Below are 17,610 nucleotides of genomic sequence, written 5' to 3' on the forward strand. Positions count from 1 at the left end.
TGGCCGAGGGCACTTTGGCCATATCGCGGATACCGCCGAGGGTGCGCTCCAGCTTGTTCTTCTCGCGGGTCAGCATCAAGATTTCCTTCTTGGTGCGGCCCTCGAAACCACCGGTCTGCTCCATCGCCTCGAGTTCCTTCAGGCGCTGCAGCCGCTTGTGCACGGTGGAGAAGTTGGTGAGCATGCCACCCAGCCAGCGCTGGTTGACGTAGGGCATCCCGACGCGAGTCGCCTCGGCCGCGATCGACTCCTGAGCCTGCTTCTTGGTGCCGACGAAGAGAACGGTGCCACCGTGGGCGACGGTCTCCTTGACGAACTCGTAGGCCTTGTCGATGTAGGTCAGCGTCTGCTGCAGGTCGATGATGTAGATGCCGTTGCGGTCGGTGAAGATGAACCGCTTCATCTTCGGGTTCCACCGCCGGGTCTGGTGACCGAAGTGTGCGCCGCTGTCGAGCAGCTGCTTCATGGTTACGACAGCCATAGCTGCGTACCCGCCTTTCTGAGCCGGTTGACGCAGAAATCGAGGGTCGATCTCTGCCCTGGCGTCCGTGGCCGCCGGACCTTCCGGAAAAATTCGGGAGGACCAGCCGACGGCACCGTGATCGGACGCGCGAAGTCGATCCGCGTACAGCGAACCGCGTTGCCAGTCTACGACCAGCGCAGGTGAGAACATAAACGAGGTGGTCAGCACCCGGATTCCCGCCCCCGCCCAGCGGACGCCGGGCAACCTGCCGAGGCGCAGATCAGCTCAGAGATGCCAGCCGGGCGTCGACTCCAGCAACGCCACCACGAGTGCCGCCGACGCCACCACGCAGATCGCCGCGCTCGTCATCGACATCGCGACCCGCCCGTCACTCCATCGCCCCCACGCATGGGTGTGCAGGCTCCGGCTGCGCGCCACGCAGACGGTGGTGATCACCGCCAGCGCACCGATCGCCACCAGCGCGAGGACGGTGGCGGCACGGTCACCGCTGGTCAAGGCGACATGCAGGAACAGCAGCGCATTCGCCATCGCTCCCACGGCGGTCCGCCACCAGGACAACGCCGTCCGCTCGGCCTGCAAACCACGGTCGGCCGGGACGGCCGGCGGACGATTCGGCGGGATCGCGGTCATGACAGCAACAATCCGATTCCGGCCAGCATGGCGATGACGGCGATCCCGATCGCCAGAATCGGCACCATCACGGTGTTCGGGAGCGGACGGCCCTCCCGCATCGCAGCGCCCACCAGCCGCCAGCGCCCGAACGCGCCGAGCGCGATGACGGCCGACAGCACGATACAACTGATCGCCAGCACCGATCGGATGTCGTGATGTCCGAACGGCTGCACCAACTCGTGCACCGCGACCCCGCCCGCGAGCAGCCCGAGCGCGGTGCGGATCCAGGCGAGGAAGGTGCGTTCCCCGGCGAGGGTGAACCGGTAGTCGAGGTCGGGCCCGTCGGCCGAGGCGGGCGACGACTCGACATTGCGCCCGGCGGACGAGCCCGCACCGCCGCCGCTCGAGTCCTGCGGTGCGGATTCGGCGGGCCCGGGCGTATCGGCACTCACGAGCCGGACCGGCTACGGGCTCGGGGCAGACGAGGGGCCGGGACCGAATCACGAACGGCCACTTGTCTTTCCCTCGGTCGCATCGCCCCGGCGAACGATGCGGCCGTGATCGAGTCGGCGACATCACGACACACGATCATCGACCTGCCCTTCCACGGGGCGAGCCCAGCGGACCTGGGAACCGACACAACGTCCTGCCAGGAACACGCCCTGTTCACATGCTTCCGAGTTGTCCACACACGCCGAAACCGATCTTTCCATGTCCCTCGGTTCCGGCGAGGGTGGGACGCATGCGCTGGATGTCGGCACTTCTCCTGGGGGCGGCGATGGTGGCCGTGAACTGCGGCGCCACCACGGCGAACGCCACACCCGCGACCGGATTCGGCTGGCCGCTGCAGCCGCGTCCCGCCGTCGTGCGCGGTTTCGAGAAACCGCCGCAGAATTGGCTCCCGGGCCATCGCGGAGTCGATCTCGCGGGCGCCGCCGGACAGTCGGTATTCGCCGCCGGCGCCGGAATCGTGGTGTTCGCGGGTGAGGTGGGCGGTAAACCGGTTGTCTCGGTCGACCATCCGGGCGGGCTGCGCACGACCTACGAGCCGGTGCGAGCGGATGTGCCGGTCGGCCGCCGAGTCGAACGTGGGGCGGTGCTGGGGACGCTGCAACCCGGACATGCCGGCTGCCCGGGCGTCTGCCTGCATTGGGGCCTGCGCCGCGGCCGCGACTATCTCGACCCGTCGGGCCTCGTGCGACGCGCCCCCGTGCGCCTGCTGCCGGTGCGACCGCCGGGGCCCTCGGACACTCGCCCGGGCCCGGCGGCGGCCCGCGCCGGTCTAGCGAACGGCCTCGGCGGCACCGGATTCCTGATCGGACAGTTCACGCTTCCACTGCCGGAAGCCCTCCTCGGTGCGCCCGCGCCGCCAGTAGCCGGAGATCGAGGCCCAATCGGCGGGCACCCCGCGTTCGGTGCGGATATAGCGCCGCAGATCGTGCATGATCTTGTCGGCCTCACCATGGATGAAGACGTGCACGCGGCCCTCGCGCCAGGGCACGGCACGCACCGCGGCGGCGAGCGCTTCGCCCGGGGCGCGATCTCCGCGATGCACCCACCCGAGTTCGACCGCCGCGGGGCGGGGCACATCCAATTCGTCGGCGGGGCCGGCGATTTCGACGAACACGCGGCCGACGGCATCGGAGGGCAGGGCGGCACACGCGGCGGCGATGGCGGGCAGGGCGGCCTCGTCACCGGCGAGCAGATGCCAATCCGCCTCGGGCTTGGGGGAATACGCACCGCCCGGTCCGAAGAGTTCGATGGCGTCACCCGGCCGAGCCGCTGCGGCCCACGGCCCCGCCACCCCTTCGTCACCGTGGTAGACGAAGTCGATGGCGATCTCCTCTGCCTCGGCATCGATGGCGCTCACCGTGTAGGTGCGCATCGTCTCGCCGTCGGGGCCGGGAAACAGCAGTTTGACGTAGGCGTCGGTGAATCCGTTGGGCTGGAATCCGGCGAAACCCGGACCGCCGAGATACACCCGGATCAGATGGTCGGTCAGTCGTCGCGTGCGCCTGACCTGGAAAGACAGTTTGGTGCGAGTACGAGCCACAGCGCGATACCTCCGATATTAGGGTTACCTAAGGTAGCGTAGCACGACTTATCTCCGATAGCTCGGAGTATATCGGCGATAATTTGTGAGCGTGCTGCGTCGCTCGGATATCCCTGGTGCGTCACTCCCGTCGCGAGCGAGGATGGAGATATGGCGAATTCCGCGGCCGCCGAGCCGTTCACGTATCCGGAAGTCGGAGCGACCGCCGGAGAATTCCCGCCCGGCTATCACCACTTCCGCCTGCGCCGCCGCATCGGCAGCGGACGAGCGCTGTTCGACTCCGCCGGTGAGCAGATCCTGACCTACCGCATGCAGCGTGGCACCGGCATCTTCCAGCACGCCGAGACCCCGGTCGCCGAACCGGGAACAGCCCTGACGGTGCGGCTGGGCATCGCCGGTCTCGGCATTACGGCCCCCTGCCGGGTCATCTACGTGGTCGACGAACCGACCCGCCGCGGCTTCGCTTACGGCACCCTGCCGGGCCACCCGGAAATCGGCGAGGAACTCTTCGCGGTGGAATACGACTCCGCCGACGAGACGGTCTACGGCGTGGTGGCCGCCTTCTCCCGCCCCGCCGCCTGGTACACGAAGCTCGGTGGCCCCGTCGTCCGCGCGATCCAGCACTTCATCGCCGGCCGCTATATCGACGCCATCCGTCCCTAGGCGACGACGCGAGCCTGTAGGCGATCACACCGGCCTCGTCCGGGTGGCCGACGACATGACCTGCCCGTAGGCGACGGCGCCATCCGGCCGCAGGCGAGTTTCGCGGTGGGCCGGGCAGGCGCCACGGCGACCGGATCAGCGCGGGCGTCTTCACGCCGACGCGAAAGTCTTCGCCTTCTCCTGCGACACGCACCTCGGACCGGCTTGCCGGTCCTGCCGAGCACGGGTCACAGCGCGCCCGCCGCCGGAGGGCACCCGGCATTGCGCCGACTCCGCGAAAAAGACTGCGCGCCGAGTACCCGAACTGCCGTGCACAACAGGGTGTTTCGAGCCCAGCAGTCCAACGGCACCATCGCCGCAGGCGAGTTTCGCGGTGGGCCGGGCAGGCGCCACGGCGACCGGCGCAGCGCGGGCGTCTTCACGCCAACGCGTACGTCTTCGCTTGCCGTGCCACACGCGGCTCGGACCGGCTTGCCGGTCCCTGCCGAGCACGAGTCATCGAGCGCCCGACGCCGACGGGTACCCCAGCATCGCGCCGACTCCGCGAGACAACCGTGGCGAGTGTCCGAACTGCCGTGCACGACGGCGTGTTTCGGGCCCGGCAGCGCAACGACACCATCGCCGCGACCGGCGCGGCGTCCGTCGCACGGCTGCTCATGCGCGGGGGTGGGCCTGATCGTGCACCCGTTTCAGGCGTTCGATCGAGACGTGGGTGTAGAGCTGGGTGGTCGCCATACTGGCGTGGCCGAGCAGTTCCTGCACCACACGCAAGTCGGCTCCGCCTTCCAGCAGATGGGTGGCGGCGGTGTGGCGCAGGCCGTGCGGACCCAGGTCGGGGGCTCCCGGTACGGCCGAAACGACCTCGTGGACCACGGTTCTGGCTTGGCGCTGGTTCAGTCGGCGGCCGCGCCGGCCGAGTAGCAGCGCGCGCCCGGATTCGGCGGTGGCGAGGTGCGGGCGCCCGAAGTTCAGCCAATTCTCCAGTGCCCGGTCGGCGGGCAGGCCGAACGGTACCGAGCGCTCCTTGGTGCCCTTACCCAATACCCGGACCAGCCTCCGGCCCCGGTCCACGTCGTCGATGTCGAGCCCGCACAGTTCGCTGACCCGGATCCCGGTGGCGTACAACATCTCCACAACGAGCCGATCGCGCAGTGCCATCGGGTCGCGCTGCGCCGCACCGGATTCCGCGGCGCTCATGGCCGCATCGGCCTGGTCCTTGCCCAGGACGGCGGGCAGGACCCGGTGCGCACGGGCCGAGCCCAGCCGTGGGCCGGGATCGGCCGCGAGGCGGCCGGTGTGCGTCAACCAAGCGGTGAACGTCCGTGCGGCCGAGGCGCGCCGCGCCATGGTGGTCCGGGCGGCACCCCCGGCGGATTGCTCGGCCAGCCACGATCGCAACAGCGGCAGATCGATCTCTCCCACCGCGGCATCGGGCGACCGGGCGCACAGATGTTCCAGCAGAGATCGCGCATCCCCGAGATAGGCCCGCACCGTGTGCGCGGACCGGTTACGTCCGAGAAGCAAATGCCGTTCGTACTGCTCGAGCAATTCCGTGAGATCGCCCGGTAATCCGTCCATTTCTCCACGTTCACCGGCGGCCGCCCCGCGCGCAAGCCACCGCGCCGACAGCAGTGCGCAACGACACCCGCACCCGCCTAGGCCGGCATTCGTTCGGCGCCGGCCGGCCAGTCCGTCTTCTCTCGACCGGGGCTGCCCACCACGGCACGCCCGCCACGCACGCGCGCCCGCTCACTCGTCGACCGGCTATCAACCGCGGGGCAGAATCGGTCGGTCGGTCAATCCGCCGGGAGGCGGCGGATCACTGCGGAGCACACGCGTCGCGTTCGCCTTTCACGCCCCCTTTCGCACGGTGCGGAACCAGCCCGAACTATCCGACCCGACCAGCCCGGCGACCTCGAGGGCGACCAGTGCCGCGCGCACCGAGTGGATGGTGAGGCCGCTCTCGTCGGCGATCTGTTTCGGCAGGCGCGAACCGGCCACCGGCAGTTCGGCGAAGACCGTCGCCTGGTCGCCGGCGAGATTCGCACCGGCCTCGCTGCCTGTGGGTAGCGACAGTCGCAGTGGCCCGACCTCGTCGTGGATTTCGTCGACGCGAGTGACGAGGATCGCTTCGCGGTCGCGGATCATGCGGTGGCAGCCGACCGATGCCGCGGCGGTGATCGGTCCTGGCACCGCAAGGGCCGGACGGCCCAGGCGCCGAGCCCATTTCGCGGTATTGCGGGCACCGCTGCGCATGCCCGCCTCGACCACCAGCACCCCGTCGGACAAGGCCGCGATCAACCGGTTCCGGGCCAGGAACCGGTGTTTGAGAGCGGCGGCGCCGGGCGGGTATTCGCTCACCACCAGACCCGCTTCGGCGATCTCGGCCAGGAGACGTTCGTGCTGAGCGGGATAAGGGCGGTCGACGCCGCAGGCGAGCACGGCGATGGTGGGGCCGCCCACCGCGAGCGCGGCGCGATGCGCCGTCCCGTCGATGCCGAAGGCGGCTCCGGACACGATCGTCCAGCCGTGCGCGGCCAGTTCACCCGCGAGTTCGGCGGTGACCTGTTCGCCGTATCCGGAGGAGCAGCGAGCGCCCACCACGGCGAGGGCCTGTTCGGTGTGCTGCTGCAACGACAACGGACCGCGGGCCCACAGCACCAGCGGCACCGCGGCGTCGGCGTCGCGGGCCGGGTCGAGCTGGGTCAGGCCCAGCAGGCGCCACTGCGGCCACTCGGCGTCGTCGGGAGTGATCACTCGTCCACCGATGCGCGCCATCAACTCGAGATCGCGTTCGGCACGGTCGACGTCGCGGCGGCGTTCGGTCGGACCACGCAGCGACTCGGGTAGATCGCATTCACGCACCGCACGCGCCGCCTCCACCACCCCGACGCGCGCGATGAGCGCCGACAACGCCGGACACGGACCCTCCACCACGCGAGACAGATAGACCCATGCCAGCCGCCGTTCGTCCGCGTCGACGGTCACCAGAGACGCGACCCCACCACCCGAATCGCCGTCCACGCCGACGCCGCAACCGGTCACCGCGACACCTCCGTCTCGCCGCCGACGCGGCACACATGCCGGTGGTGCCGCCGAATTCGACCGGCCGGCGTCGCGGTCATGTCGTCCCCCGACCCGCGAAGCACACCGTGCCTGTCCACCCGATCTCGGCTCCCAACGCGTTCGGCGATGACCGTTCCCGCGCGGACCATCGATCTGCGAATCATCAATTCCCTCCCTTACTGCGCATTCGGTCAACCCATCCCCACGCTCACGCCCTGACGCGCTCCACGCCTTCCTCCCCACGCCCACGCCCACGCCCACGCCCACGCCCACGCCCACGCCCACGCCCAGACGATGAGCGCCGAAGCACGGCGCACAACGACTCAGGACACGCCGCGTTGCCGAAAGTTCAAGGCCTGCAGGACGTCCTGCGCCGACGGCACCTCTCCTCCGCGCAAGTCGCAGACGGTCCAGGCCACTCGGATCGCACGGTCCGCACCGCGTGCGGACATCCGGCCCTGCCGCAGCGCACTCTCCACCGGTGCCAGCGCATCGGCCGGCAGCCGGAAGCGCTGGCGCAGCACATGTCCCGGCACCTCGGCGTTGACGGTCCACCCGTACTCGGACCAGCGCCGCGCCGCGACCTGCCGCGCCAGCTCGACCCGTTCCCGCACGACGACACTGGATTCGGCGTCGGACGGAGTGAACGTTCCGGCGGCGTGCGCATGCATCTGGACCCAGATGTCGATGCGATCCATCAGTGGCCCCGACAGTTTGCCCAGATATCTGCGGCGGGCCAGCGGCGCACAGATGCAGTCGACATCGCGGGCGGGCGCACACGGACAGGGGTTCGCCGCCAGGATGAGCTGGAAGCGGGCCGGATATCGGGCCACGCCGTCGCGGCGGGCGATGCGAACCTCCCCCTCCTCCAACGGAGTTCGCAACGCCTCCAGCACCTTGGTTCCGATCTCGGCACATTCGTCGAGGAAGAGGACACCGCGGTGGGCCCGGCTGACGGCCCCCGGGCGCGCGGATCCGGAACCGCCGCCGACCATCGCCGACACCGACGTCGAATGGTGCGGAGCCACGAACGGCGCCGTGGTGATGAGCGGATGATCGTCCGACAACGTCCCGGCCACCGAATGGATGGCGGTGACCTCCAGCGACTCCGATTCCGTCAACGCCGGCAGCAACCCCGGAAGGCGTTGTGCCAACATGGTTTTGCCGATGCCGGGCGGCCCGGTCAGCAGCAGATGGTGGCCGCCGGCCGCGGCTACCTCCAATGCCCAGCGCGCCTCGTCCTGCCCGACCACCTCGTTGAGATCGCCGACACTGCGCCGCGGGGCGGTGTAGCTACTGTCCGGTGCCGACAGTTCGCCGTCACCGCGCAGCCAGTCGATCAGTGCCCGCAGTGTCGGCGCCCCGAGCACGGTGATGCCGTCCACCAGCCCGGCCTCGCCGAGCACCGATTCGGGCACCACGACGGTCCGGCGGCCGGCGGTCCGCGCCGCCAGCACGGCGGGGAGAATGCCCCGCACCCGCCGCACCCGGCCGTCGAGCGCCAGTTCGCCGAGCAGGACCGTACCGGCCAGCTTCGCTCCCGGTACCGAATCACCGGCGTGCAGCACGGCCGCGGCCAATGCCAGGTCGTACACGCTGCCGACTTTCGGCAGCGTCGCGGGCGACAAGGCGAGAATCACCCGCCCGTCGGGCCACTTCTCCCCCGAGTTCGCCACGGCGGCCCGGACCCGGTCCCGCGATTCCTGCAGCGTGGTGTCCGGGCGCCCGACCAGGTGTACCGACGGCAACCCCTGACCGATATCTGCCTCGATCTCGACGAGTTGCCCGTCCACCCCGGTCACGGCGACCGAATGAGCGCGTCCCAGGGCCATCAGAAGGCCGCCCGGACATGCTCGATCTGTGGGTCCCGGCCCGGCAGCAGCAGGACCGACACCACATCGAAGCGGACCCGCCGCCACGGTCCGCTCTGTTCGGCCAGCCACAGCAGTGCCAGCCGCCGGATGCGCTGCTGTTTGGCGAAGGTCACCGACTCGGCCGGTGTGCCGAACCCCAGCCCGGAACGCGTCTTGACCTCGACGAAGGCCGTGGTGTCGGACTCCCGGACGATGAGGTCCAGTTCGCCGTAGCGACACCGCCAATTTCGTTCGACGATCCGCATCCCGGCCCCCTGCAGGAACTGCGCGGCCAGTTCTTCTCCGTGGGCGCCGAGCGCCAGATTGTGTGCCACCCGCTCAGGATGCCGTCGGCGTGATCGCGGACTGCGGGGCTCACCTGCGGAAACAGAAAGTCTGTGGATGAACCCGGGGCTGTGGATCAACGGCGGTGCCGGCGACCGATCACCCCAGGTGGGACGGTTCTCGCGGCCTGCGCGCTATTCGGGCAGGCGCAGGTCCGGCTTCTCCAGTTCCTCGATGTTCACGTCCTTGAACGTGATCACGCGGACGTGTTTGACGAAGCGGGCGGGCCGATACATGTCCCAGACCCACGCATCCGACATCCGCACTTCGAAATACACTTCACCGTCGGCGTTCTGCGGGCGCAACTCGACAGAATTGGCCAGATAGAAGCGGCGTTCGGTCTCGACGACGTACGAAAACTGACCGACGATGTCCTTGTACTCGCGATACAGCGAGAGTTCCATCTCGGTTTCGTACTTCTCGAGGTCCTCGGCGCTCATGCCTCGCTCCGCTCGCTCATCGGGTGGAATATCCTCCTCTATCGCCACGAACGCTGTAGGTCACATCATCCCGCATGGGCCGGATCGGCGGCCACCCGCCCGGTCTCCCCGGCCTCGGTGCCCCGCACGTTGCGCCACGACCGGCGGTGTTCGTCACTGGGCCCGAGCCGCTCCAGCGCCGCCAGATGTTCGGGCGTGTTGTAGCCCTTGTGCGCGGCGAAACCGTATCCGGGCAGGTCACGGTCCATCTCGACCATGATCCGGTCGCGTGTGACCTTGGCCAGAATGCTGGCCGCGGCGATACACGCCGCCGCCGCGTCGCCACCGATCACCGGCAGCGACGGAACGCTGATACCCGGCACTCGGAAGCCGTCGGTGAGTACGTAGCCGGGCCGCACCTCCAGACCAGCCACCGCCCGGCGCATGCCCTCGATATTGGCGACGTGGATGCCGATCGCGTCGATTTCCCAGGCGGGGATCACCACGACCTTCCAGGCCAGCGCCCGGCGCACGATCACCGGATACAACTGCTCGCGCACGGCCTCGGTCAGCTTCTTCGAATCATCCAGTCCCGCAAGGGAATCGTAGGCCTTGGGCGCGAGCAGACAGGCCGCGACCACGAGCGGGCCGGCGCAGCATCCCCGGCCCGCCTCGTCGACACCCGCGACGGGACCGAGGCCACTGCGGATCAGCGCCGCTTCCAGGGTGCGCAGGCCACCGGCCCGCCGCATCACCACTCGCGGCGGCCAATCCCCTGTGCGAACCACCGGCCGGATGATCTTGCCGCCCTTACCGTTGCGCGTCGTGCGTCGCGATGTCTCCGCCACTGCACCTACCGTTCGACTATCCCGTGACTCGATTATCTCGCGCCGCGCGCCTCAGTTCGTCTGCGGATTCTGTGACTTGACCGGGCCGATCCGGTTCGGCGGCCAGATCTTGAACACCGCTTTACCGCGCACGGCGTCGATCGGCACGGTGCCGGAGTACTCGTCGTCGACATGGGCGCGCGAATCCGCCGATTCGTTGCGGTTGTCACCCATCACCCACAGATTGCCGTCGGGCACCTTGACCGGGCCGAATTCGCGACCGCGCGGGTCGATCGACAGCCCGCCGGCCACCTTGGTCGCATAGGCCAGCCCCGGCTGATAGGGATAGATGTAGTGCGCGTAGGGCTCGTCGAGCGGTTTGCCGTCGACCATCACCCGGCCCTGCGCGTCGCAGCACTGCACGGTTTGGCCGCCGGTCGCGATCACACGCTTGACCAGGTCGTTCTCATCCGGCGGCACCAGTCCGAAGAACGAGAAGAAGTTCTGCACGCCGCGCACGGCGACATTGCTGGAGCGATTGGAGTGGTAGGACTTGTTCCAGGAGCCGCTCGGGCCGACGAAGACCACGACGTCGCCGGGCTTGGGATCCCCGAAGTCGTAGCTCAGCTTCTCGACGTAGATCCGGTCGCCCGTGCAGCCGGCACAGCCGTGCAGGGTCGGTTCCATCGACTGTGACGGGATCACATAGGGCCGGCCGATGAAATTCACCACCAGCGCCGCGATCACGGCGGCGATGACGATCAGGATCGGCAGTTCCTGCCAGAAGGGCCGCTGCTTGCGCTTGCGCCTGCCGCGCCGGCTGCGCGATGCGGACTCGCCTGTGCGTTCGCCACCGGCACGGTTGTCATCGGCTCCGGGCACCGCCACCGACTCGCTTTCGTCTGCCACGCCGAACAGGTTATCCCGCAGCCATGTTCGTCGTCGCCCCGGCGCACCCCGCGCGCCGGGAATGCGGGCATCTCGGGCACATCCCGGGCGGAAAAAAAGGAAACCCCCGGTCGCGAGGACCGGGGGTCGGCGTGAACGGGCAGAGCCCTGATGTTCAGCGCTTCTCCTTGATCTTGGCGGCCTTGCCGCGCAGATCGCGCAGGTAGTACAGCTTGGCCCGGCGGACGTCACCGCGGGTCACCACATCGATGTGGTCGATGTTGGGGCTGTGTACCGGGAAGGTGCGCTCGACACCAACGCCGAACGACACCTTGCGCACGGTGAAGGTCTCGCGGATGCCGCCGCCCTGGCGGCGGATGACCGCACCCTTGAAGACCTGGATGCGCTCCTTGTTACCTTCGATAACCTTCACGTGCACGTTCACCGTGTCACCCGGGCGGAAGTCCGGGATATCGGTGCGCAGCGACTTTTCGTCGACGAAGTCGAGGGTGTTCATTTCCGTCCTTTGGAAGTTCGCGTGAACAGAGGAACCTGGCGGCAACTGCTCGGCCGGTTCGTGCTCCGGATAGTGGGCGGTGCACCGGGTCGAATTCGCCCAGAGCAACCTGAGCATTGTGCCAGATCAGGCCGCTGCACGAAAAATCGCCCCCCGAAGTCCGCGCGGTTCGGGCGTCACTGTCCGGAATGCTGAGGGTGGGCCCCGGTCAGGCCGTCGGCATCGACCGGTCGCGTCGTATCCGCAGGTGGCGAGGTGTCGGCAGAGCTCGTCCGGACCGGCCCCTCGTGCATCGAGGCCCGCATGGTCCTGGTCCGCAGATGGGCGGGCGGAGCGGGGACCACGGTCCGCGCCAACTCTTCCTCGGCGGCGCTGCGGACGTGGGCGACATCGGGCTTACCGGCGACCAGATCCTGCACGAAGATCTTCGCCCGGATCACCGGGCGCCGGTACCGGCGTTCGCGCACGACGGCCCGGTACATCAGGCGGCGGCGCTCGCCGTAGCGCCAGCGTGCCCACGGCGCACCCGGCCGGCTCAGCCGCAGGGCACCCACGACCAGCAACGGCAGGAAGAACATGCCGAACAATCCGGTCCAGATCTTGCCCTTGGCGATGACGATCGCGGCCAGCACCAGATTCACCAGCGCGAAGATGCCGAGGAAACTGCGCCCCGCGACGCTGCTGTCGTGCCGGATGTCGTTGACGTCGAGCAACCACAGCGGATGGAAGCCGAGCAACAGCAACCCCGTGACCGCCACCGCGACGAACACCGCATCGACCGATGTGCGCCCCTGCTCCTCCCAGTACACGTCGCGCAGGTAATAGATCAGCGCGAATTCGTCGAGTACCAGCGCCGCGCCGACCCCGAACGTCGAGGCGAGCGCGGAGATGGTGCCGACCCCACTGTGGTAGGTCGCGACCATGCCCAATCCCGACGCCAGCACCAGCACCACCCCGAACACCATGTGGTGGATGTGCACGTTGCCGGCACGCAGGTTGCCGGGCCACCAGCGCACCTGCTTGCGAATCATCCGCACACTGAGCCGGATCAGCAGGAATCCGACGATGAAGCCGAGCAGGAAGCACAGCAACGGCAGGCGTCCCTCCGCGAGAATCGCGTCGTCGAACCAGCGCCGCACAGCCGTCGTCCCCTCACTCGGAACCGGGGTCGGGGTAGTGATGCCCCGCGGGGCCGATCACCGAGATCGAACCCCGCGACTCCATTGTCCCGTACCCGGCCGCCGCAGTCGGGACAAACTCGAATGCGGCGGCCGCCGAGGTCCTACCGCCCGAAACCGGCGCGGCGCAGCGCATCCGCCATCGCGCCCGACGGCTCCGGCGCGCTGCGGCGCTGCTGATTTCGGCCCTGCCCCTTGTTCTGGCCGCCGCCACGGTTCTGTCCGCCGCGATCCTGACCACCACGCTCCTGGCCGCCGGGACCCTGATTGCCCTGGCCGCCGCGCGGCTGACCACCCCGGTTCTGCCCACCGCGCCGGCCCGCGCCGCCCTTCTCGGGTTTGCCGGCACCGGGCTCGTCGTCCAGGCGCAGGCTCAGGCCGATGCGCTGGCGGGCGACGTCGACCTCCAGCACCTTCACCTTCACCACGTCACCGGACTTCACGATCTCGCGGGGATCGCGGACGAACGAATGCGACATGGCCGACACGTGGACGAGACCGTCCTGATGGACACCCACATCGACGAAGGCGCCGAAGGCGGCCACGTTCGTCACCACACCTTCGAGCACCATGCCGGGTTCGAGGTCGGCGACCTTCTCCACCCCGGCGGCGAATTCGGCGGTCTTGAACTCCGGGCGCGGGTCACGGCCGGGCTTCTCGAGTTCGGCGATGATGTCGGTGACGGTCGGCACACCGAATTTCTCGTCGGTGAATTCACCCGGCCGCAGTGCGCGCAGGGCGGAGGTGTTGCCGATCAGGCCGGGCACGTCGCGGCCGGTCGCCTCCAGCATCCGGCGCACCACCGGATACGCCTCGGGGTGCACGGCCGAGGAGTCCAGCGGATCGTCGCCACCGCGGATGCGCAGGAAGCCCGCACACTGTTCGAATGCCTTCGGCCCCAGCCGCGGAACACCCAGCAGCGCGGTGCGACTGCGGAACGGTCCGTTCTGATCGCGATGCGCCACAATCGATTCCGCGACCGAGGACGCGATGCCGGAGACGCGCGACAGCAGCGGCACCGAGGCGGTGTTGACGTCGACACCGACCGCGTTCACCGCATCCTCGACCACCGCACCCAGCGACCGGGCCAGCAGCGTTTCGGAGACGTCGTGCTGATACTGGCCGACGCCGATGGATTTCGGCTCGATCTTCACCAGTTCGGCCAGCGGATCCTGCAGCCGGCGCGCGATCGAGACCGCGCCGCGCAGCGAGACGTCCAGTTCCGGCAGTTCCTGCGAGGCGTACGCGGAGGCGGAATACACCGAGGCGCCCGCTTCCGACACCACGATCTTGGTCGGCTTCCGCGCGCCGGGCGTCGCACCGATCCGAGAAATCAGCTCCGCGGCAAGGGCGTCGGTCTCCCGGGACGCGGTGCCGTTGCCGATCGCGATGAGCTCCACGTCGAAGCGCGCCACCAGCGCACCGAGGACGGCCAGCGACTTCTCGGTCTGGCCCTGCGGTTTGTGCGGGTAGATCGTCTCGGTGGCCACCACCTTGCCGGTGCCGTCCACCACGGCAACCTTCACACCGGTGCGGTAGCCCGGATCCAGGCCCATGGTGGTGCGGGTGCCGGCCGGTGCGGCGAGCAGCAGGTCACGCAGGTTGGCGGCGAAGATGTCGACGGCATCCTTCTCCGCGGACTGCCGCAACCGCATCCGGATATCGATGCCGAGGCTGACCTGCAGCTTGGTGCGCCACGCCCAGCGCACCGTGTCCAGCAGCCAGGTGTCGGCCGGGCGGCCCTGGTCGGCGATGCCGAACTTGTGCGCGATGCGGCCCTCGTAGATGGTGCGCTGCCCCGGTTCCGGTTCCTCGGTATCGGGTTCGAGCGACAGGCTCAGCACGTCTTCCTTCTCGCCGCGCAGCAGCGCGAGGATGCGGTGCGAGGGCAGTTTGGCGAAGGGTTCGCTGAATTCGAAGTAGTCGGCGAATTTGGCCCCGGCCTCTTCTTTTCCGGTTCGGACCCGCGAGGTGACCTGCCCGCGCTCCCACATCAGTTCGCGCAGTTCACCGACGAGGTCGGCGTCTTCGGCGAATCGCTCCACCAGAATCGCGCGGGCGCCGTCGAGCTGTTCGGCGGTGTAGCCGGCCGGATCGGTAGCGGGGTCGCCGATGAGGGCGTCCGCGACCGGCTCGTGCCCGGCTTCGCGGGCGATCTGCGCCTTGGTGCGCCGCTTGGGCTTGTAGGGCAGGTAGATGTCTTCGAGGCGGGCCTTGGTCTCCGCGAGCATGATCTGCTGTTCCAACGCGGCATCCAATTTGCCCTGCCCGCGAATGGATTCCAGGATCGAGTTCCGGCGCTCGTCGAGTTCGCGCAGGTAGTGCAGCCGCTCCTCCAGTTGCCGCAGCTGCGCGTCGTCGAGCCCGCCCGTCACCTCCTTGCGGTAGCGGGCGATGAACGGCACGGTCGACCCGCCGTCGAGCAGCTCTACGGCGGCACGGACCTGTTCGTCACGGACCGCGAGCTCCTCGGCGATCCGCCTGCCGACACTGGCCAGGCGGACCTTGCCGGTAGCGGGCGCATCGGCCGGAGCGGTGCCCACGGAGGCTTCCGTGCCGGTGGTTGCTTCGGTGTTGACGGATTCGGAGGCTGTCGTCACGCTGGCTGACACTACCGTCGGCCGCCGACAGCAGACCAGGTGGAGCGGCCGGTGCGCACGCAGCCGCACCCGGTCCGCGCGCGCCGCGAACGGAAACGACCGAAAACCGGCTGGCCACAGCCTCGCCCAGGTCGTGACCGCGATCGAACTCGGCGCCCCGGGCGACCGCACATCCGCACCCCGTCACGGGCGCGTCGGGCACATTGGGCACACGCGATGCGAATGCCAGATCTCGGCGCGGTGAAGTCCTGTCGCGCAGAGTTTTCGGTTACTCCGGCGGCAGCAGATCCGGGCGCCGTTCCCTGGTCCGCCGCACCGATTGTTCATGCCGCCACGCCTCGATGCGCGCGTGATTGCCCGACAGCAGAATCTCGGGCACCTCGAGTCCGCGCCAGCTCACCGGCCGGGTGTAGCTGGGACCTTCGAGCAGGCCGTCGGAGAACGAATCCTGTTGGTGGGAGGCCTGATTGCCCAGCACCCCGGGGATCAGGCGCACCACCGCCTCGGCCATCACCAGCACGGCGGCCTCGCCGCCGATCAGGACGTAGTCGCCGATGCTGACCTCTTCGACCCGGACCCGGCGGGCGGCATCGTCGAAGACGCGCTGATCGATCCCCTCGTAGCGGCCGCAGGCGAAGACCAGATGCGATTCGGTGGACCAGCGCTGGGCCGTCTCCTGGGTGAACGGCACACCGGCCGGCGTCGGCACGACGAGCAATGCCTCGTCCGGGCACACCTCGTCGAGCGCATCACCCCAGACGACGGGTTTCATGACCATGCCCGGACCGCCCCCGTAGGGCGCATCGTCGACCGACTGATGCACATCGTGGGTCCAGCGCCGCAGATTATGCACGTCGAGTTGAACGATGCCCTTCTCGATCGCCTTGCCCAGCAACGCCGTTCGCAGCGGCTCGAGATATTCGGGGAAGATGGTGACGACGTCGATGCGCAGAGCTGACGAGCGCTGCGCGGGTTCGTCGGCTCCGGTGGCCATCACTACTCCTCGTCCAGCAGGCCTTCGGGAGGGTCGATCACGATCAGGCCCTCGGCGAGCGACACGGTCGGCACGATCGCGGTCACGAAGGGCACCAGAATTTCGCGACCGGCGCGCCCCCCGGCGCCCGCACCGGCCCGGATCGACAGCAATTCGCCCGCGGCCGAATGCAATACCTCGTTGACGGTCCCGATCTCGGTCCCGTCCGAGAGCCGCACGCTCAGACCTTCGAGTTCGTGATCGTAGAACTCGTCGGGATCCTCCGAGGGCGGAAGTTCGGCGGTGTCGACGAGAAACAGAGTGCCCCGCAACGCATCCGCGGCGGTGCGATCGCCGACACCCTCGAGACGGACGAGAAGCCGGCCCGAATGCTCTCGGGCCGACTCCACCGTGAATATGTCCACCGCCTCGCTTCTCGGCGCCCGGCCACGCAGGCGGGCGCCGGGAGCGAAGCGGAGTTCGGGTTCGTCGGTACGTACCTCGACCACGAGTTCGCCGCGCACACCGTGCGATTTGGCGACCCGCCCGACTACCAGTTCCATCTACTGATCGGTATCGACCACGTCGACCCGGATCCCCCGGCCACCGATACCGGCGACCAGGGTGCGCAGCGCGGTCGCGGTACGACCGCCGCGGCCGATCACCTTGCCCAGATCCTCGGGATGGACGTGGACCTCGACGGTGCGTCCCCGGCGGCTGGTGATCAGATCGACGCGCACGTCGTCCGGATTGGCGACAATGCCGCGCACCAGGTGCTCGACGGCATCGGCGACGACCGCACTCATGCCTCCACCTCGCTGGCGCTCGGTTCCGGCATGACTGCGGTGGCAGCTGTGCCGTTGGTTCGCTCGCTGCGCTCGCTCACGTTACTCGGCAGCCTCGGTCGCGGCCTCGGCCTCACCCTCGCCCTCGGCGGCCTTGGACTTCTTCTTCTTGGGGGTGACGGCCTCGGCGACCGGCTCGCTGTCCGCGGCGGCCAGGGCGGCGTTGAACAGGTCCAGCTTGCTCGGCTTGGCGGCCTTGACCTTCAGGGTGCCCTCGGCGCCCGGCAGGCCCTTGAACTTCTGCCAGTCATCGGTGATCTCCAGCAGACGCTTCACCGGCTCGGTCG

At 68.9% G+C, this 17,610-nt stretch carries 19 protein-coding genes and 2 pseudogenes; 2 read left to right on the plus strand and 19 right to left on the minus strand.

Annotated elements, in window-relative coordinates:
- The 4 genes from rpsB to IRT45_RS37355 form a co-directional block, all read right to left on the minus strand.
- The coding region (gene rpsB, locus IRT45_RS34045) for a 30S ribosomal protein S2 (protein WP_194809889.1) at nt 1–481 on the minus strand (481 nt) is incomplete at its 3' end.
- A gap of 267 nt (nt 482–748) precedes the next feature.
- On the minus strand, nt 749–1,114 hold the full coding sequence (locus IRT45_RS34050) for a DUF202 domain-containing protein (RefSeq protein ID WP_194809890.1): 366 nt from the start codon (nt 1,112–1,114) through the stop codon (nt 749–751).
- A complete protein-coding gene (locus tag IRT45_RS34055) occupies nt 1,111–1,548 on the minus strand; it encodes a DUF202 domain-containing protein (RefSeq protein WP_194809891.1) in 438 nt (145 codons plus the stop codon). Before IRT45_RS34055 ends, IRT45_RS34050 begins: the two co-directional genes overlap by 4 nt.
- A 214-nt stretch (nt 1,549–1,762) precedes the next feature.
- Nucleotides 1,763–1,915 carry a hypothetical protein gene (locus IRT45_RS37355; protein WP_228535869.1) on the minus strand — a complete coding sequence of 51 codons (153 nt, stop codon included), beginning with the start codon at nt 1,913–1,915 and terminating at the stop codon, nt 1,763–1,765.
- On the opposite strand from IRT45_RS37355, the pseudogene IRT45_RS34060 reads away from it, so the two are divergent.
- Nucleotides 1,848–2,324: pseudogene (locus IRT45_RS34060) on the plus strand (M23 family metallopeptidase); the annotation flags it as partial. The gene IRT45_RS37355 and the pseudogene IRT45_RS34060 sit on opposite strands and share 68 nt — an antisense overlap.
- A 54-nt stretch (nt 2,325–2,378) precedes the next feature.
- On the opposite strand, the gene IRT45_RS34065 reads toward IRT45_RS34060, so the two are convergent.
- On the minus strand, nt 2,379–3,149 hold the full coding sequence (locus tag IRT45_RS34065; RefSeq protein WP_194809892.1) for a siderophore-interacting protein: 771 nt from the start codon (nt 3,147–3,149) through the stop codon (nt 2,379–2,381).
- A gap of 150 nt (nt 3,150–3,299) precedes the next feature.
- Between IRT45_RS34065 and IRT45_RS34070 the strand changes: the two genes are divergently transcribed.
- The gene (locus IRT45_RS34070; RefSeq protein WP_194809893.1) at nt 3,300–3,812 is read left to right on the plus strand and encodes a DUF1990 family protein; all 513 of its coding nucleotides are present in this window, start codon (nt 3,300–3,302) and stop codon (nt 3,810–3,812) included.
- A 654-nt stretch (nt 3,813–4,466) separates the two neighbouring features.
- On the opposite strand, the gene IRT45_RS34075 is transcribed toward IRT45_RS34070, so the two are convergent.
- The 14 genes and pseudogenes from IRT45_RS34075 to IRT45_RS34140 form a co-directional block, all read right to left on the minus strand.
- Entirely contained in the window at nt 4,467–5,390 is a 924-nt protein-coding gene (locus IRT45_RS34075; protein ID WP_194809894.1) for a tyrosine recombinase XerC, read from the minus strand.
- 273 nt (nt 5,391–5,663) lie between these two features.
- Nucleotides 5,664–6,800: a DNA-processing protein DprA gene (dprA, locus tag IRT45_RS34080; RefSeq protein ID WP_194809898.1), complete on the minus strand. Its 1,137-nt coding sequence runs from the start codon at nt 6,798–6,800 to the stop codon at nt 5,664–5,666.
- A gap of 401 nt (nt 6,801–7,201) precedes the next feature.
- The gene (locus IRT45_RS34085; protein ID WP_194809895.1) at nt 7,202–8,710 is read right to left on the minus strand and encodes a YifB family Mg chelatase-like AAA ATPase; all 1,509 of its coding nucleotides are present in this window, start codon (nt 8,708–8,710) and stop codon (nt 7,202–7,204) included.
- Nucleotides 8,710–9,066 carry a YraN family protein gene (locus tag IRT45_RS34090; RefSeq protein ID WP_039779810.1) on the minus strand — a complete coding sequence of 119 codons (357 nt, stop codon included), beginning with the start codon at nt 9,064–9,066 and terminating at the stop codon, nt 8,710–8,712. The genes IRT45_RS34085 and IRT45_RS34090 overlap by 1 nt, the downstream gene beginning before the upstream one ends.
- A gap of 144 nt (nt 9,067–9,210) precedes the next feature.
- Nucleotides 9,211–9,516: a DUF2469 domain-containing protein gene (locus IRT45_RS34095; RefSeq protein ID WP_011210678.1), complete on the minus strand. Its 306-nt coding sequence runs from the start codon at nt 9,514–9,516 to the stop codon at nt 9,211–9,213.
- A gap of 65 nt (nt 9,517–9,581) precedes the next feature.
- On the minus strand, nt 9,582–10,283 hold the full coding sequence (locus tag IRT45_RS34100; protein WP_281032286.1) for a ribonuclease HII: 702 nt from the start codon (nt 10,281–10,283) through the stop codon (nt 9,582–9,584).
- Between the two features lie 111 nt (nt 10,284–10,394).
- Complete coding sequence (gene lepB / locus IRT45_RS34105) at nt 10,395–11,231, minus strand: signal peptidase I (protein ID WP_309241279.1); 837 nt, start codon at nt 11,229–11,231, stop codon at nt 10,395–10,397.
- Nucleotides 11,232–11,385: 154 nt separating this feature from the next.
- The gene (gene rplS, locus IRT45_RS34110) at nt 11,386–11,727 is read right to left on the minus strand and encodes a 50S ribosomal protein L19 (RefSeq protein ID WP_030513071.1); all 342 of its coding nucleotides are present in this window, start codon (nt 11,725–11,727) and stop codon (nt 11,386–11,388) included.
- 176 nt (nt 11,728–11,903) lie between these two features.
- Nucleotides 11,904–12,866 (minus strand): hypothetical protein, encoded by a 963-nt coding sequence (locus tag IRT45_RS34115; protein WP_309241280.1) that lies wholly within the window; start codon nt 12,864–12,866, stop codon nt 11,904–11,906.
- 143 nt (nt 12,867–13,009) lie between these two features.
- Nucleotides 13,010–15,448, minus strand: a complete 2,439-nt coding sequence (locus IRT45_RS34120) for a Tex family protein (RefSeq protein WP_194809900.1) — start codon at nt 15,446–15,448, stop codon at nt 13,010–13,012.
- A gap of 325 nt (nt 15,449–15,773) precedes the next feature.
- Nucleotides 15,774–16,457: a tRNA (guanosine(37)-N1)-methyltransferase TrmD gene (gene trmD / locus IRT45_RS34125; RefSeq protein WP_194809901.1), complete on the minus strand. Its 684-nt coding sequence runs from the start codon at nt 16,455–16,457 to the stop codon at nt 15,774–15,776.
- A 44-nt stretch (nt 16,458–16,501) separates the two neighbouring features.
- Nucleotides 16,502–17,041 (minus strand): ribosome maturation factor RimM, encoded by a 540-nt coding sequence (rimM, locus tag IRT45_RS34130; protein WP_194809896.1) that lies wholly within the window; start codon nt 17,039–17,041, stop codon nt 16,502–16,504.
- Entirely contained in the window at nt 17,042–17,284 is a 243-nt protein-coding gene (locus IRT45_RS34135) for an RNA-binding protein (RefSeq protein ID WP_194809897.1), read from the minus strand.
- Between the two features lie 81 nt (nt 17,285–17,365).
- Nucleotides 17,366–17,610 (minus strand): annotated as a pseudogene (locus IRT45_RS34140) (30S ribosomal protein S16); the annotation flags it as partial.

This window comes from Nocardia sp. BSTN01, from assembly GCF_015354405.1.
In the GTDB taxonomy this organism is placed as follows: domain Bacteria; phylum Actinomycetota; class Actinomycetes; order Mycobacteriales; family Mycobacteriaceae; genus Nocardia.